Annotated in this window: 11 protein-coding genes; 9 read left to right on the top strand and 2 right to left on the bottom strand. The window is 56.3% G+C overall.

Annotated features, from left to right (window positions below):
* Positions 1–210: 210 nt before the first annotated feature.
* The 3 genes from M5R41_15120 to M5R41_15110 all read left to right on the top strand — a co-directional run bounded on the left by M5R41_15120 (position 211) and on the right by M5R41_15110 (position 7,467).
* Positions 211–2,403 carry a T9SS type A sorting domain-containing protein gene (locus tag M5R41_15120; protein MCZ7557728.1) on the top strand — a complete coding sequence of 731 codons (2,193 nt, stop codon included), beginning with the start codon at positions 211–213 and terminating at the stop codon, positions 2,401–2,403.
* 347 nt (positions 2,404–2,750) lie between these two features.
* On the top strand, positions 2,751–4,829 hold the full coding sequence (locus M5R41_15115; protein ID MCZ7557727.1) for a T9SS type A sorting domain-containing protein: 2,079 nt from the start codon (positions 2,751–2,753) through the stop codon (positions 4,827–4,829).
* Positions 4,830–5,208: 379 nt separating this feature from the next.
* Entirely contained in the window at positions 5,209–7,467 is a 2,259-nt protein-coding gene (locus M5R41_15110; protein ID MCZ7557726.1) for an aconitate hydratase, read from the top strand.
* Positions 7,468–7,676: 209 nt separating this feature from the next.
* On the opposite strand, the gene M5R41_15105 is transcribed toward M5R41_15110, so the two are convergent.
* Both M5R41_15105 and M5R41_15100 read right to left on the bottom strand, forming a co-directional pair.
* On the bottom strand, positions 7,677–8,864 hold the full coding sequence (locus M5R41_15105; GenBank protein ID MCZ7557725.1) for a helix-turn-helix domain-containing protein: 1,188 nt from the start codon (positions 8,862–8,864) through the stop codon (positions 7,677–7,679).
* Between the two features lie 189 nt (positions 8,865–9,053).
* On the bottom strand, positions 9,054–10,712 hold the full coding sequence (locus M5R41_15100) for a hypothetical protein (protein ID MCZ7557724.1): 1,659 nt from the start codon (positions 10,710–10,712) through the stop codon (positions 9,054–9,056).
* A 135-nt stretch (positions 10,713–10,847) separates the two neighbouring features.
* Here M5R41_15100 and M5R41_15095 point away from each other — a divergent pair, with 135 nt between their 5' ends.
* From M5R41_15095 to M5R41_15070, 6 genes are read left to right on the top strand one after another with little or no spacing between them, the layout of a single operon-like run.
* Complete coding sequence (locus M5R41_15095) at positions 10,848–12,617, top strand: BamA/TamA family outer membrane protein (GenBank protein MCZ7557723.1); 1,770 nt, start codon at positions 10,848–10,850, stop codon at positions 12,615–12,617.
* Positions 12,617–13,486 (top strand): geranylgeranylglycerol-phosphate geranylgeranyltransferase, encoded by an 870-nt coding sequence (locus M5R41_15090; protein MCZ7557722.1) that lies wholly within the window; start codon positions 12,617–12,619, stop codon positions 13,484–13,486. The genes M5R41_15095 and M5R41_15090 overlap by 1 nt, the downstream gene beginning before the upstream one ends.
* Positions 13,483–14,142: a ribonuclease HII gene (locus M5R41_15085; GenBank protein MCZ7557721.1), complete on the top strand. Its 660-nt coding sequence runs from the start codon at positions 13,483–13,485 to the stop codon at positions 14,140–14,142. The genes M5R41_15090 and M5R41_15085 overlap by 4 nt, the downstream gene beginning before the upstream one ends.
* The gene (locus M5R41_15080) at positions 14,117–14,488 is read left to right on the top strand and encodes a YraN family protein (protein ID MCZ7557720.1); all 372 of its coding nucleotides are present in this window, start codon (positions 14,117–14,119) and stop codon (positions 14,486–14,488) included. Before M5R41_15085 ends, M5R41_15080 begins: the two co-directional genes overlap by 26 nt.
* Complete coding sequence (locus tag M5R41_15075) at positions 14,485–14,979, top strand: hypothetical protein (GenBank protein ID MCZ7557719.1); 495 nt, start codon at positions 14,485–14,487, stop codon at positions 14,977–14,979. Before M5R41_15080 ends, M5R41_15075 begins: the two co-directional genes overlap by 4 nt.
* 32 nt (positions 14,980–15,011) lie before the next feature.
* Positions 15,012–17,198 (top strand): YCF48-related protein, encoded by a 2,187-nt coding sequence (locus M5R41_15070; GenBank protein ID MCZ7557718.1) that lies wholly within the window; start codon positions 15,012–15,014, stop codon positions 17,196–17,198.
* Positions 17,199–17,222: the final 24 nt, after the last annotated feature.

The raw sequence follows: 17,222 nt of genomic DNA, 5'->3' as shown, positions 1-17,222 counted from the left end.
GCACATCGAGGCTCTGCTAATCCGGAAAATATTTTCAGCGTCGATGAAAAATCACATATCTATGGGAGGCGCGGGAGATGGGCAGTGTCGAAATTACTGACAGACCTCTGTTCCGGGTGGATACAGGGCGTCGCGGATCGCCCCGTCTTTCTCTGAGAAATGATGGCGCGAAATTGCTCCAGTACTGAACAGTGGCCATAGGAGGGCGCAATGAATGAGATGACACAAAAGGGACGCACTGACTCGAAGCTGCGTACCGGACTGCTCATGTTGCTCGCGTTGCAGAGCATGCTGCTTACACCCTGCATCGCCCAGCTGCGCATCGATACCTTACTGAATGCGCAGCGAGTGAGTTCGCTCGTCCGGTTGAAGTCAGGCGATCTGTTCCTGAAAACCAATGATGCCGTGCTCCATTCCAGGGACGATGGTCAAAGCTGGGAGCCTCTGCCGCTGCCGGATCAGATGCGAGATGTTGGAAAAATCGCGATGGTGTGGCGGGACAATGCTTCCGGACTGTTACACGCTGCTTCATCCACGATTGCCGGAGGCTATGTATTCGCGTGGACGGAGGACTGCGGCGCGCATTGGACTGTTGACGAATTCATCCCGAGCGAGCGCTTTGGATTCTCCAAAACGTACGGTGCCTTCTCGCCAATACAACTCACCGGAGATTCAAGCTTCTTCACCATTGTCGATGCACGATTGTACGGGACAAAGGACAGAGGCAGGACCTATTATCATATCGAAAAACCGGGGTATGTGAACAATTTGCATTTCGACGGTCAATTCGGATGGATGCAGATTGTCAGGCATATCAGGGAAAACGACACAGAGCTTCATGTAACGACGGATGGCGGTGCTACCTGGTCACAACCTGAGCTGCCGGTGATCGTCAGGAAATTCGAATTGCATCCCAGCGGGCGAGGGATACTTCAAGGTGGCCCAGTCGCGCGGGATGTGTATGCAACAGCACCACACGAGATTACTCTGGAACCGACCGGGGTTCCTTCGGGTTGGGAACTCGCCTATTCGGAACACAGCGAGTACATCTATATCGACTCACTGCATCGAGGGTTTTACAGCACAATCGGGCTTCCTTCATATCCCGGACGTAGTCACAGTAAGGGCTACATTTATTTCAGCAGTGATGGCGGGGAGCGCTGGTTCAGGACCCAAGCTCCGGATGCGCTGCACACAGCCATCGGTATTGCACCGGGGGTGGTACTTTTCAGAACACGGGAAGACAGACTGCTGCGGGTAACGCTCACCGATGAGAGGTCATTCATTCTCACAGCAAAGAACACGAGCAGCTTCGATGCTCCGCGGATTACCCTCACGTGGAGCGATCCGAGCTGTGGTAGCTACAAGAGTGCTGCCGTTGAGCGATCATATGCGGGATCAGAGTGGGTACACGTCGGTTCTGTGCTACCGCCGGATCAGTACTTCATCGATGAGATGCTCACTCCTGGTTACTCGGTCCGCTATCGCGTGACGCTGATTACGCCCGAAGGTTCGATACGGCAAATCTCTGATACACTCACAGCGCTGCCGGATGTGTATGTGAATTTTCTGTCCTATATCCTTCAACCCAGAGATGAGCCAATCAAATTCAGATATCCAGTTGCTGCTGGTGGTGGAGGACCTGCAGCCAACATCCTGACTTGTACATATCGTGGTTACGTCGACTCGTCAAGGTGGGAGCGGGTGCATACGTTTGAAGTTACAGTGATCTCTCCTAAAGGCGACACACTGCAGGCACGGGACTGCCTTCATGAATATCGCGGTCCGGAACCGAGTTTTGCACAGCCCTGTGGATTTCCATCCTTCGGTATTCTCGGCTTTGAAAGACTGACGCCGCTGGAAATCGAGAATGATTCCACTATGCTCTACCAATCCTCCGGACCATTTCTATGCCATTATCCCTCATCCGTGTTTGCCGATACGGACAGTATGCAGTTCACCATCGGTCTCCGGATGTGGGCGTATCCCCTGATAACATTTACCGCAGCCAGAGGTAAGGGAATTATTCGCAAGCATTACAGTTGGTACGAAATTGATGAAATGGGGCAGGAGCACAGCGCGGATGTCAGATGGGAACGTATGGATGCAGTTAACACCATCGGAGCGCGGGACGTCGCCAATGCCTCGACACCGGTGTTCGTCTATCCCAATCCTGTGTCCGCATCTGCGACGATCGAGTATAACGTACGCTCGCATGGATCTGTTCGCATCAGTGTTCACGATATGCTCGGCAGGGAGGTCGTCGTGGTGCTGGATGCGAGGCGGAGTCCGGGCGTGTATTTTGCGGTCTTCGATGCGTCGATTTTGCCGGCTGGAATGTACATCTGCCGTGTGGTAACGGGAGGAGGAAGCAGCAGCGCATTGTTGCAGCGCTTTCGCTGACAATCCGCAATTGATCCGAACAACAACCCTGAATCAAACTCTTTTATGCGCTGTCTGCAGCACCATTCTCGTTAGAGCAGGATGCCTCACGCGAATTGCAGCTGATCCGATTATTCCTGATATTTGACTCATACTATCCCATTTGAATTGTCGTACCCCGGCCAGGTTACATGATTCAGTACTGCACTATCTGCATCACACACTTGTCGACTGCATGCGTCAGGCTGGAAGGTCGCGCTTCCTCGTGTTATTGAGTCCCGGAGCGGTCGGGGGAATGTCGCCGCAGGAAACGTTGCGATCAGAAATATTCCATCAGTACCGTATTACACATTCAAGGAGTACCTGTCATGCGTCTATCGTCTCCACTCATGGTTGCTTGCATTATTGCTGTCGGAGCATTTCAAACGGTTTCCGCGCAGTGGTCGCCCTCTGCGGGACCCGAAGGAGGCAGCATATTCTGTCTTGCTTCGAGCGGTAATTCGCTCTTCCTGGGAGCCCAGGGAGCGGGCGTGTACCGCTCCACAGACGGCGGACAGAGCTGGTCCGCGGCGAGCGAGGGCATGGGACCAATGACGGTTTGGGTGCTGGCAGCGAACGGATCGCTGCTCGTTGCCGGTACAGAGAAAGGAGGCGTGTACTTCTCGACAGATGATGGCGCATCCTGGACGAGGCGAAGCGGCAGCACAATCACAAATGATGTGCGGTGCATGGCGGTGGATGGCAGCACAGTGTTTATCGGTACGAGCGGCGGCATCTTCAAGTCGGCTGATGCCGGAAACAGCTGGTCTGCCGTAAACACCACTGGCATGGCGAGTCAGCAAATATACACTCTTGTACAGACGGGAGGCTCGCTGCTTGCAGGGACGTTTGGAGACAAGGTCTATCGTTCCACCGATTCCGGCGAAAGCTGGGAAGCAGCACACACAGGTCTTTCGAATCCATACATACGCTGCATGCTGGTCACTCCTGAAGGTATATATGCTGGTACAGATGGTGACGGTGTGTTCAAATCCATCGATGATGGATTGACCTGGGCATCTGTGAGCAACGGGATGGCTGGTGAATATGTTCATTCTCTGTATTCTGCCGGCACGAAGCTCTTCGCCGGTACAGCGAACAACGGGCTGTATGTATCGTCTGACCAGGGATCCAACTGGTCAAAGATGAACACTGGTCTAACGCTCAGTGGGGCAAACTGTCTGGCATCTCACAATGGCAGATTGTATATCGGCACCTACGGGGCCGGCCTGTTCGCAAGCTCGAATGAGGGCGCGCTTTGGGAGTTGGTAGCAACAGGAATCCGGAAGAACACTGTGTTCGCACTGCATGCTACCGCGACGGAACTGTTTGCCGGCAGCGGCGCCGGGGGGGTGTTCGTCTCAAAAAATAATGGCAGTGAATGGGTGCCGACGAACGCTGGCATCGGTGTAGCGGATGTGCGATGTGTTAATAGCAAGGGGAACATGCTTTTTGCCGGCACACGAGGCGGAGGAGTGTACGTCTCAATCGATGGCGGAAGGACATGGGACCAACGCAATAGTGGCCTGACAAACTTGAGAATCAACGCGCTCGTCAACCACGGACAGTTTTTGATCTGTGGAACAGACGCAAACGGTGTGTTCAGGTCATTGGACAATGGGCTGGATTGGATGCCTGCAAACACCGGCTTGCAGAGCAGTCGGATCTACTCCTTCGTGGAATCGAATGGTATGCTCTACGCAGGGACGGGCGGCGATGGTGTATTCCGCTCAACCGACGGCGGAGGGAGTTGGACGGCCGCACACGGCGGCATGATCTATGCACAGGTGCGTTCGCTCGTGGCGTCTTCATCGCAGGTAATCGCGGGGACGAACGAGGGGATTTACGTATCACAGGACCAGGGTACGACGTGGGCCGCAGCGAACAACGGTTTGAGTAGCACCAACGTTCATTCACTCGCATTATATGGAAGCACGGTATTGGCCGGAACCGCTGGAGGAGTGTTTCTCTCCACAGATGCCGGGGGGACGTGGGCAATGGCAAGTGAAGGTATGGAGAACAGCGACATCCGCGCTCTTACGCTCACTACGACCCATGTTGTCGCAGGTGGGGTTGGTGGTATCTGGACCCGTCCAATCGCAGAACTGGTACTGGTAGTACGACAGCCAATGAACCGTCTGTCGTCGGAACTTCTATTGCTGGAGAACTACCCCAATCCGTTTTCCAATGCTACCACGATCTCGTTTACCGCGGCGAGCAACGCAGCGTTACGTATCAGTGTTCATGATATGCTGGGTCGTGAGGTGGCACTGCTTGCGGAGAGACCTTTCGAGGCAGGGCGACACAGCCTGGAATTTCGTTCCGGATCGCTGTCGGCTGGTCTGTATTTTTGCCGAGTACGTCATGGTTTGCACATCTGGCAGAACGCTTTATTGCTGGAGCGCTAACGTATCAATCCAGGCCCGATCTGAGCATGGTATTGAAGCATGTCGAAAGTGTACAATAAAGTACCTTTCAATTGGTGATACTGATTCCCTCAGATGGACCGTGGTCATCCAGACATACGGAGACCTCATCGGGCCGATGAGAGCAAAGAGGGAGGTGCGAGCCGATGAGTACATCGGTAGCACCCATCCGGTCACATGATGTTGGCGGTATGGCGATCCCACGTACTGGTAGGGTCATTCGGGGTGCTGCTCATCAGCAACTGATGTAGCAAACCGAACGCTGAGTACCCGCTCCACGGATACCAGCACTTTTTGCCCCTCGCGCATCAAATTTCTATATTAAGAGATTGACCCTGAATTTTATCCCAGTGAGGACACTATGACGATGAACTTGGACATGATCCAGCGGGTGTACGCGAACCTGCCGGAAAAGACGGCCGCTGCCCGTGCGCTGCTCGGCCGTCCCCTGACATTTGCCGAAAAAATTCTCTATTCGCATCAGTGGGAAGCGACCGGAACCCCATATACACGCGGAAAGGATTACGTCAACTTCGGTCCCGACCGTGTAGCCATGCAGGACGCCACTGCGCAAATGGCCTTACTGCAATTCATGAGCGCGGGTATCCCTAAGGTGGCTGTGCCGTCCACCGTACATTGCGACCATCTCATTCTCGCCGAGCATGGCGCAACGCAGGATCTCGCATCCTCGTTGGACACGAATAAAGAAGTATTCGACTTCCTCGCATCCGTCTCGAAGAAATACGGCATCGGCTTCTGGAAACCAGGTGCGGGTATTATTCATCAGGTTGTGCTGGAAAATTATGCTTTCCCCGGCGGCATGATGATCGGCACGGATTCCCACACTCCCAATGCCGGCGGTCTCGGTATGATCGCCATTGGCGTCGGCGGCGCGGATGCCGTGGACGTGATGGCCGGCATGCCCTGGGAGCTCAAATTCCCGAAACTTATCGGCGTCAGACTGACGGGAAGCCTCAATGGTTGGACCTCGCCCAAGGACATCATTCTCAAGCTGGCTGGCATACTTACCGTGAAAGGCGGGACCGGCGCCATTGTGGAATACTTCGGCGATGGTGCGCGGAGCTTGTCTGCAACGGGTAAAGGTACAATTTGTAATATGGGCGCAGAGATCGGCGCTACGACCTCGCTCTTTCCGTACGACAACCAGATGGCGGCCTATCTTCGCTCCACCGATCGCGAGGATGTCGCAAACGCGGCGGATGCTGTCGCGGCGCATTTACAGGCCGATCCGGAAGTCGAAGCCGATCCCGAAAAGTATTACGATCAGGTCATTCACATCGATCTGGATACGCTCGAACCGCATATCAACGGACCCTTCACACCCGACCGCGCTTTTCCGATTTCGGAGTTCGCCAATGCCGTCCGCGAAAACGGCTGGCCAGAGGAACTCCGCGTCGCACTGATTGGCTCATGTACCAACTCCAGCTATGAAGATATTGATCGCGTGGCCTCCATCGCCCGTCAGGCGAAAGCCAACGGCCTCAAGGCCCGTTCGGAGTTCACCATCACCCCCGGATCCGAGCAGGTGCGCGCCACCATCGAACGCGACGGACAGCTCGCGTTGCTGGAAGGCATAGGCGGTACGGTGCTCGCAAATGCTTGTGGGCCGTGCATCGGCCAGTGGAAACGTCATGACGTGCAAAAGGGCGACAAGAACAGCATCATCACCTCCTTCAACCGCAATTTCACCGGACGCAACGACGGGAATCCCGACACACACGCATTCGTCGCCAGCCCGGAAACCGTGGCAGCTTTGGCACTGGCTGGTACGCTGACGTTTGATTTCACGAAAGATACGCTGCGCAATGATCGCGGAGAGGAGGTACGATTATATCCGCCGCAGGGCGAACAACTCCCCGCCAACGGATTTCTTCCGGATACCGAAGGATTCGTCGCGCCCGCCGAAGACGGTTCCGGCGTTGACGTCATCATCGATCCCGCGAGCAACCGTCTGCAGGCGCTTACGCCGTTCGCCCCGCCACAGGCGGGAGATTACGAGCAGTTACATTTACTCCTCAAGGTACGCGGGAAGTGTACAACAGATCACATTTCCATGGCGGGTCCCTGGCTGCGATTCCGTGGTCATCTGGACAACATTTCCAATAACATGTTCATCGGAGCCATCAACGAATACAACGGTGTCGCGAACAAAGTGAAGAGCCAGCGCACCGGAGAGTATGCCGAGGTACCGGCGGTGGCGCGCGAGTACAAAGCCGCCGGCAAGGGCTGGGTGGTGATCGGCGACGAAAACTACGGCGAGGGTTCCTCCCGCGAACATGCAGCTATGGAGCCGCGTCATCTCGGAGGAAAGGCCATTATCGTAAAATCCTTCGCGCGCATTCACGAAACCAATCTCAAGAAGCAAGGCATGCTTCCGCTCACCTTTGACGATCCGGCGGATTATCTCAAAATTCAGGAAGATGATCGTATCACGCTGAAGGTCGACGAACTCGCTCCCGGCACACAGCTCACTATGCTTCTGCATCACGCCGACGGTGGCACCGACACCGTTATGCTCAACCACACCATGAACGCACAACAGATCGAGTGGTGGAAAGCCGGCAGCGCGCTGAATCTCATTGCGGCGGCAGGAGCGTAGAGCTGAGAGCAGAGAGCAGAGAGCGGAAGCGCCTGTCTCTCTAAGAATCGAGCTCTAAACAAAAGAGGGGCGAGTATAAAGACTCATCCCTCTTTTTATTTCTGGTGCTACTTCCCCGGGTATGCGAAGAACGGGTAGCTGTCAATGGCCAGGGATATTCGAGATGAGAACTCTCTGCTCTAAGCTCTTTGCTCTCGGCTCTCCTTGCTCTACGCTCTTTGCTCCACCCGCTCCGCGTGTTCCCGCCACTCGGAAGGCGTCATACCGGTAAATTTCTTGAAAATCGTGTTGAAGGTGGTTTTTGAACTGAAGCCCGCATCGAAGGCCAGGGCCAGAACCTTGTACTGTTGCTTTGCGGGATCGGCCAGATCGCGCTTTACCTGATCCACGCGATAGGAATTGATAAAATCGAAAAAGTTCATCCCGGTGCGGGTGTTCAGGACTTCGGAAAGATTATGCGGCGAAATATCCAGACGCTTTGCCAATCTGGGCAGGGTCAGGTCGCTGTCGTGATGCGGGCGCTCGTTTTCCATCACGTCCAGTAATTGATGCATGATGTCTTCGGCACGCTCTGCGCTCAGACCGGATTTTTCATACCGCGCCGTCCGTTGCGGTGTGCTTTCGGGAACGTGCCGCTCATGTTTGGCGGCGATCTCACGAATGGAAGCGTCCACCTCGGGATCGCTGAACACCCCCGAAGCCGTCAGCCCGAGATAGCCCATCGCATAGACACATACCACACCCAGAATACCCGACATGCCAAACAATTGCGGTGAATGGAGTCCGCTTACCAGCAGGATATTTTCCACGAGGAACGCTACCCAGCCGGAGATAACGACGAGGGTGATGTTCCGCAGCCAGGTCAGGCGCACGCGTTCAATGCAGGAAAATAAATCGCACACCTCGCGCTCATACCGAAACAACAACAGCAACGTTGCCCCTAAATAACTGAGCGCCTGTACCACAAGCACCCAGTTGAGCACCATGAAATGCCGCGGAAAACCGTACCAGGAATTCCGGAATAACGCGGGAATAATGGATTCGGCCGGCAGCAGAAAAAGAGGCAGCATCGCAAGAAGGTACACTACATACGGAATTCCGTGCACTGCGTCCTTCTGCCGTAATCGGCGCGCTGGATCAATGAGATGACGGGCGTACAGATAGTGCAGCGGTCCTGTTACCAGCGGAAGTCCGCTGAGCACCAGCATGATGCGCGGGGCGGCGTGGTACCAGTCTCTGTCGCCGATGAAGAGATGCAGCAGGACAACCGAGTAGAGGAAGAGCAACGCGGCGAGAAAGCGGGTGGCATACAGACGGCGATGGCGGTGCAGCAGGAACACGGCGAGAAAAAATCCCTGCGCTGAGCCGATGAGAAGGAGTATATCGAGAAATTCCATGACGAAATGAACGATGATGCAACGATCAATGTACGAAGATCAATCGTATAGCGCATCATTCCTCCGTGGCGAATGCGTGCTTAGAAAATGTGTCGCGCTTTTCAGGCGCAAGCGCCGCTGATCGTGCTGTGGACCGCATTCAGCGGATACCGCTCAACGCCCTCTGCATATCCAGGTTCTTCCCGTCCGTCATTCGGATGAAATACAATCCCGCCCTTCCTCCCAGATGAAGCGATGAACGCCGACATGGTCAATAGGTCCATCATGCAGCAGGGCGATTCGCCGACCCGCGACATCCACAATATCGATCACGAAGCTGCCCGCTTCGAAAATATTGCAGGATATGTTGACAGCGGCGGATGAAGGTTGCGGCCAGGGTCTCTGTAAGCGAAACCCTCTGTCCCGGGCCTCGTAATCCGCCAGCACCTCGTCCAGTCCTGTGGGTGTCTCCGTCTCGTAAAAAGGATTTCCCAACTCGATCCAGCGCCATACGGCAAAGTCGGGGGCGTGAATCACGTGAATATCCGCATGGACATGCTGCTTGGCATCGGCATCGTTGGCCAGTCGCGTGAAGCTCCCGTTACCCGTCGTATACACGAAGCCCTGCCTGCCCGACGCATGCGCCAGACCAGCATCGGGGAAGCCAAGACTGCGCACGCGATAGCTTTCCATCACCTTGCCGGCGAGATGCGTGAAATAGGCTGTACCGACAACATCGAGCAAACCCTGAGCCCGCAGCGAGAATAACACGTCCATGGCGGTGACTACACCAGGTTGAAACGGTGAACGATACAGAGAATCACTACCCTCCGCCCGCAGGTCATGAGCGCTGACGGTCACGTCCCTCCAGTTCCGTGTGACGGTAATCCGATTGCTCTCCGGTGGATTTCCGTGATAGTTCGAGGGGTTGATAGCAATGCGCACCTGGGGGATCATGTGACCGTATTGGCGTTGGCGCTGAATTTCTTCCCGGTATTCCTGCTTCAATTCGCTTACCGCTTCGCCGACCACGAGCCGTACCCATGCGCCTGGCTGATAGAGAAGTTCGTCCCAGCGAATCTGACGACGATGCTGCAGTTCGTTGGCTGTTCCGCTTCCCGCGTCATAACTGAAATGATACCAGAAATCCCCCGCGATACCGTCCACGGAATCGATGAAGTGCGTCATACAATCGGCGTCCCAGTGCAGGGCAACGCTGTGGCCGTTTCTCCGGGCAACAGCGATCAGTACATCGAAGAGGGAGTAATGACCTTCCGCGAAAATATCGGGTCGCAGGGTCTGAATGCGGTAATCCGCCGGATCGAATGTATACGTGTTTCCGCGAATGACTACCGCGGAGCTCTGCGTCGCGGGTCTGATGGCGGTGGCGTTGAGCGTCCCCGGGGTTACCAGCTGCGCGAGGTTCATACTGGCCGGATAGTGATGACAAGGCAAACAGCTGTTGTCCGCAGGAATTTCCGTGTGGAGCGATGGCAAACGCTTGCTTCGCATCCCCTCCGGATTGCCGCCGGGAATATGACACGAGTTGCAGTTCCGCTGTGCGGGAAGCGTATGCCAGCTACGGCTCCGGATCGCTCCAAGCCGCATCAGATAGCGTCCGCTGTCAAGCGAAGGCGAGAAAATACGGCCGTCTCCGTCCGAGGCGGGAAGGATGATACGGCTACCGTCCTCCCGAACAAGGGAAATGGCCGCACCCTCGCTGGTGCCGCCTCCATCGTTGGATACGAACACCGTTCCACCGAGCGCAAGATTCGCATGACAGTCGACGCACCCCTCCCCCGGATGATGCTGCGCGGAGAGTGAGGCAGTGAGCATGAGAAGAAGCGCGAGCGTTTTGACCGTGCGCATCGGGACTCCGGAATGTACCTTTACAAGCTACGGAAGGACGATGAAGGAATGAAGCCCCGTCGTGTGAAGACGCCCGCTGCGCGTTCTGCGCTTTACCCTTTCTCTGCGCTGCCGGGGGCCGTATTTTGTCTCAATATGTTTCGCAGTCACAGACACATAACTTTCCTGCTGCGCTACGTTTTTCTTCCGCTGGCCATCTTCTGCCGGGCTTCGGCACTCGAAGCGCAGACGCGCGTCGATGTCGCGTTCGAAGGACTGTCGCGCCTGAATGACCGCGACCTGGAACGCGAACTGCGCTCCGCGGGTGTGTTGCGTCCCGACAGCGTCGCGTCTCTGGCCGCGACGCGTATTATCGAAGCAAGAGCGCTGCAGCAGGGGTTGTATTTCGCTTCCGTAATCCGTTCCGAGTACATCTGGAGTACAGACAGTAGCGACGTGACCATACGGATAGCTGTGGATGAAGGGCCCGCTCTTGTCGTGTGTGAGCTTCTCTTCTCCGGTGGCACGGCGGTGAGCGGCGCGGAGCTGGCCGAGGCCTGTGACAGCAAAGAAAATGCTCTCTTCTCGGAAGCGGTATTCGCCGCAGACATGGAACGCATTCTCGACCTGTACGAGCAGCGGGGCTATCCCTTCGCGTCCTTGCACCTCGCCGCATTCGATGTAACAGAGCGTGATGACCTTGCCTGCGCGCACATCCGCGTCACTATTGAGGAAGGCGAGCTGTTCGTCATTTCGGAAATCACCGTCGAGGGGAACGCGCTGACGAAAACACAGGTCATCCTTCGTGAAACGCGTCTTGAAACAGGATCCATTTTCGACCCCGAGAAGCTGAGTGATGCACGCCGCAGTCTCGAGCGTCTGCGCTTTTTTTCATCTGTCGCCGATCCGCAATTGTACGTCCGCGATGGCCGCGGTGGCGTCCTGCTGCGTGTGGCTGAAGGAAGCACCAACCTGTTCGATGGCGTCATCGGGTATCAGCCGCCGCGACGAGACGGCGAGGAGGGGTACCTGACCGGCCTGGTGAATGTGTCGTTCAGGAACATTTTCGGTACCGGCAGGCGCATGGACGCTCGCTGGGAACGGACAACACAGAGCATATCCGAGCTTGAAATCCGCTATCTGGAACCCTGGTTGCTCGGCCTTCCGCTCAACATTCAGGCGGGATTGTTTCAGCGTCAGCAGGACTCTTCCTACGTACGCCGCAGCGTCGATGCATCGGTGACCTTGCTCGCCGGCCGCGACGTTCAGCTCACCGCCCGTGGGATACGTACCGACGTCATCCCTTCGGAATTCAGCACCATCATGGGCCTCACTTCCAGCACGACGTGGAGCGGCGGCGCACAGTTGCTCATCGATACCAGGGATGATGTGTATAATCCGCGCAGCGGCATTCAACTGCGCAACTCCTGGAATGGCGGTACAAAAACCCGTACGATCACCGCGACATCGGAACGTACCACGCATTTCGTGCAACGCATCGAGCTCGATGCGGCCGCCTATCGCGAACTTCTGCCCCGTGTCGTCGCCGCTGTTTCTCTGCACGGGCGCGAGTTGCGCGGAGGTGCATTGGACTTGAGCGACTTGTACCGCCTGGGCGGCGCCGCCAGCTTGCGGGGCTATAGAGAGGAGCAATTCACCGGAACACGGCTCGGCTGGATCAACGCCGAAATGCGCTACAGTCTGGGGCGACGATCTTTCGCCTTTTCTTTCTACGATATCGGTTATATGTTTCAATCCGCCGACCCGGAACAGGGACGCGAAGAGACGTCTCTTTCCCGCGGCGGTTACGGCCTGGGGCTGCGTCTGGAAACCGGCCTCGGTATCATGAGCGTCAGCTATGCACTGGGCTACGGTGATGCGCTGGGAGACGGAAAGATTCATTTCGGACTGATAAACGAATTCTGATGAGAAGGGAAACTGACTCCATACCTGCACTGACGGTGATGAAGGGCTATCTGTCCCTCATGCGTCCGTTGAATGCGATGGTGACCGTTCTGGCGATTCTCTCCGTCGGCATACTTGCGACCGGTACATGGTGGAGCAGTACCGCGATGCTCCTGGCCGCCGTATCGGCTGCGCTGATCGGTTCCGCCGGTAACATTATCAACGATGTGTTCGACAGAGGTATCGACCGGATAAACAAACCACGGCGCGCCATCGCCTCAGGCATGGTCTCTCCCGGAGCAGGCATGGTTTGGGCTGCGATATGCGGACTCGTGGGAGTGCTGCTTGGCTCGATACTCGGACCGGGAGCATTCGCCATTGCCCTCGGCAGCGTACTGCTCCTGTTTCTCTACAGTGCGATGCTCAAGCGCATACCTATTGTGGGTAACCTCGTTGTCGGTCTCGTTACCGGTGCGGCATTCCTTTATGGCGGAGTTGCCGCAGGCGCGCCCTTTGCCGGTGTCGTACCGGCTTTCTTCGCCTGCGCTGTGAATATCGGACGGGAGATCATCAAGGATGTAGAGGACATGCCGGGCGATCAGGCGGGCGGTCATCGCACCCTGCCGCTGCTCATCGGGGCGCAGCCATCGCTTCGACTTGCCGGCATTCTGCTGTTCGCCACCGCCGTGGCCACCGTGCTGCCGTGGACCCTCCGGCAATTCACCTTCTGGTACCTGCCTCTCGTCTTTCTGGTCGATGCGCTCATTCTGGCGGCCGTCCTGCCGCTCACCCGCACGACAGAGCCCGCAGTGCTGCGCCGCTCCAGTATCCTGTTGAAATTGGGAATGGTTGCGGGCATAGTGGCATTTACGGCGGGGAGTCTCCGATGACCGCCCCGCTTCTTCAGACTCACGGCAGCATCGAAGAGCGGTACATGATGGGCGGCTCGGTGCTGGTGTGCGGTGTGGACGAGGCCGGAAGAGGCCCTCTGGCCGGTCCCGTTGTCGCCGCAGCCGTGGTTTTCGCACCCGGTACCGTCATCCGGGGCGTCGCAGACTCCAAGGCGCTCTCCGAAGCTCGTCGTGATTTACTGGCGATGGACATTCGCGCGAAAGCCCTCGCCTTTGCGATCGCAGAATCCACGGTGGATGAAATTGACGACAGAAACATTCTCCAGGCCACACTGCTGGCAATGCGGCGGGCGGTGGACGGACTGCGCGTCCGTCCCGGACATCTGCTTATTGATGGTAATAAGAAGTTTCCCTCCGATATTCCCGCCACGGCGGTGGTAAAAGGCGACAGTCAATGCTTCAGCATCGCCGCCGCGTCCATACTTGCAAAAACACACAGGGACGCAATCATGCGCCGCCTGGATAAGGAATTTCCGCAATATGGCTTCGCGGTGCATAAGGGGTACGCGACACGCGCGCATATCGAGGCGATACGCGCGCACGGCAGATGTCCGCAGCACCGACGCAGCTTCATTCTCAAATCCATCTCATCACAAACAGGGATATTCGATGACAACCCAGGAATTGGCCCGTGAGGGCGAAGACGCAGCGGCGGCCTACCTTGCACGGAACGGGTACGACGTACACACCAGAAATTTCCACTTCGGTCGCAATGGGGAAATCGACATTGTCGCGTCCAAAGGCGAGGTGACTGCGTTCGTGGAAGTGAAAACGCGCAGTCACGGTGCTCCGGAGGAGGCGCTGTACTCCATAACACCTGCAAAGCAGAAGCAACTGATGCGTGTAGCACAGGGCTACATGTACGTCAAAAACCTCGGCGAACTGAACTGCCGCTTCGATGTCATTGTCGTGATATTTCGCGCGGGGAAGCCGCACATCGTACATTACGAAAACGCATTTACAGCCATGCATACATCATGACCGAAACCATAGCATCCTGGCATCCATTTCTTGTGCACTTTGCAGTCGCGTTCGCTATTGGAAGCGCTGTTTTTGACATACTGGATTTTTTCCTGCAACGGCGCCGCTTCGAAGAAACAGGTCTTACGCTCATGATCGCGGCATTGCCATTCCTTCTCCTTGCGGTGTTGAGCGGAAACCTCGCCGAGCCCTATGCGCGCGCCGTGACGCCCGCAGCACATCTGCAGAACCATATCTCGTATGCCAATATCGCCGTCTGGGTTTTTTTCGCCGCTGCCCTGTGGCGGACTTTCCTGCATTTCAAACGACAGTATACCGGCAAGCGCAAAGTCGCCTACGTTTTCGTCATTACCTTCGCGGCTGTGAGCGTCTACCTTGCTGCAATGCATGGCGGCCGCATCCGGCATACTCCTGAACGATTCATTCTTCCGGACAGCACAGGGACGGAAAATGTGATTGCACCTGCGAAAATTTCTGCGCACCTTTCGTAATTGTGCTTCACCCGAAAACTGAAAGGTGCGCCATGAAGCGAATATGCGTGTTGTTCGTCATCTTTCCACTGCTTCCCCTGCTCAGTTCCGCGCAAGGCTGGCAATGGCAGAATCCTCTGCCACGTGGCAATACAGTCCATGCCCTCACCATGTTGGACGAGTTGCGCGGTGTTGCCGTATGTGACGACGGCATTATGCTCTGGAGCGCCGACGGAGGGAACAGCTGGGCGTCTTACCGTATCGCCACCGTGGACCTCCATGATATTGTGCGCATGGACGACGGTACCCTGCTCATTGCGGCGGATCGACGGCGTATCCTCCGATCCACGGACAATGCATATTCCTGGACGCTCGTGTATCAAGGCAGCACGCAGGCCGCCGGCTATACCTCTGAGATCGCCCGCGTGGACGAAAGAACCGTCGTTGCGTTTCTCAATGGCGCTGAATTGGTCAAATCAGTTGATGGCGGTCTGACCTGGCAAGCCATCACATCGCTGAGTCTGTTCTCGGAAACACCCCGGTCCATATCCATTCAATCTCCCAACACCTGGTGGCTGATCACCAATCGCAACACATGGGTGACCAATACTGCGGGAGAGACCTGGAATCTGGCCAATGATGCCTACCCTGCTCGTGGCTTACAACGTTTCGTGTTCACAGACAGTCTCACCGGGTTCCAATGTCGCGAGGGACAACTTTTGCGTACCTTCGACGGCTGCACCACCTGGGAAGAGATGAATATTTTCGGCTTCGGCGTCGTAATGGATGTCGCGGCCGGCAACGCTCTCGGCAACGACGTGTACTGCCTCAGCACCGGCAGGTATTTGGTGAACAAATCCTCCGATGCCGGGGCGACATGGAATATCAGCCTCACGGAGTCCGCCTTCGCCGACGCAAACGTTTCGGCCATGACCTTCGCCAACAGCCGGTTGGGTTTTCTTGTGGGTGACGGCGGACGCATTTTACGAACGGAGAATGGGGGGCAGTCCTGGTCTGTAGTCCACGGGCTGGGCTATATCGGTACGATAGCAGGCATTCATTTCTTCGATCAGCGGGACGGTATCGCTTTCACATACTCCAATACCGTCTTGCTCACCACGAACGGGGGCGACCGCTGGGATGAGTCCATTCCTTCGAGCGGTCACACGCTGCGGCAATTTTCCGTCGCACCGTCCGGACTGATGTATGCCATCGGCTTCTCGACGTCCAACGATTACCAGCTCTTCCGCAGTCCGGATCGCGGCCACAATTGGGAAGCCGTCGGCACCGCACTTCCCATCCGGTATACCCCGTTCGATCAATTGATCCCGCAATCCCTGCTTGCGATATCCGACCAGGAGCTGCTTATCGGTGTCAGCTATGCGCGGCTGTATCGAAGTACGGATGCGGGTATGAGCTGGGATTCCTCCTTCGTCAGGACAGCCGGGAATATGCCTTTTCTCACTGGATCGGAAATGCAGTTTTTCCCTCCCTCCACGATTTACTACAGTCTGTATAATGCGCTCGCGGTGTCCACGGATGACGGTCAGACCTGGGATGTGCGGCAGGATCCTTCCGGTTCTTCGATGCTGGACATGCGTTTTCTGGATATCAACCGTGGTTTCTCCACAATACAGGGGCGCCTCTGCTCCACAACAGACGGGGGGCAGAACTGGAAACGGATCTCCCAGCTCAATACGGAACTGTACCATTTCTTCGATGCATCAAATGGCATTTTGCTTTCCAGCGAAAGCGGCAGCGACGACTGGGCCTGGCTGTACAGGACGAACGATGGAGGCGGCACCTGGAATCGCGAATCACTCGGCGGTCAGGTGTACTGGAACGGTTGGTTCTTCCTGGACCGGCATACCGGCTGGGCGTTCAGCTATGGCGGACTGATACAAAAAACCACAACCGGCGGCGTGGTGGGAGTCGAAACTCTGAGCGACATCTCCGATGCTCTGCAACTCGGCGACGCCTGGCCGAATCCCCTGACTCTGGCATCCAACGCTGTGCTTCGTATCCCTTTCGCGCTGGAACGGGAGCAGCACATACGTCTCAGTATCTGCGATATGCTCGGCCGCGAAACTGTCGTGCTTACCGAAGGGGTGCATCAACGCGGACTACACGTCGCAACATTCACGACAGGCCGCAGCTCCTCGGTCATGCCTCCGGGTGTGTACATTCTGCGGCTCGTTGGTGTGGACGGTGTGCGGGCCTCCAAAGTCATTTTGCGATGAGTCGTGCGAGCAGCAACGAGTATC

Source organism: Bacteroidia bacterium, from assembly GCA_027493955.1.
Classification (GTDB): domain Bacteria; phylum Bacteroidota; class Ignavibacteria; order SZUA-365; family SZUA-365; genus JAOSJT01.
This window is presented reverse-complemented; position numbering and strand designations above follow the sequence as displayed.